This is a genomic window from Marinomonas atlantica, from assembly GCF_001639725.1.
Taxonomy (GTDB): Bacteria; Pseudomonadota; Gammaproteobacteria; order Pseudomonadales; family Marinomonadaceae; genus Marinomonas; species Marinomonas atlantica.
Genome location: NZ_LTAW01000030.1, coordinates 1 through 414, shown reverse-complemented (window position 1 = coordinate 414; position 414 = coordinate 1). Strand labels below are relative to the sequence as shown.

General features: G+C 45.2%; 1 protein-coding gene. It reads left to right on the top strand.

Features of this window, described 5'->3' with window-relative positions; genetic code table 11:
- Nucleotides 1-414: PAS domain-containing protein (locus AYW75_RS18430; RefSeq protein WP_156490891.1), on the top strand; the 414-nt coding region annotated here is incomplete at both ends.

Sequence of the window (414 nt, the reverse complement as noted above, 5' to 3'; positions counted from 1 at the left end):
TCGAGCAAAAACGCATCTTTTTATTAATATTAGGCGCGGCAATCGCAACACTGATTATTGGCACGGTCTACATCGTCAGAATCAATAACAGTGCGCTAGAAATGAAAGAGGAAGTACACCTGTTATCGGAGGTGGTCGAGAATAATCCTACGGTTATTATCATTACAAACCGCGAAGGCCAGATTCAATATGTGAACAATAGTTTTGAAGCGATTTCCGGATACAAAAAGGACGAGGTGCTAGGTCAAACCTCGCGTATGTTTAAGTCCGGCGAGATGTCAGAACAAGAGTACGCGGCAATGTCTCGCACACTTAACACCGGTAACAGCTGGCACGGAGAGCTACAGAGCAAACGTAAGGACGGGCGCTTTTATTGGGAAAGGGCATCCATCAGCCCTCTGATTAATGATCATA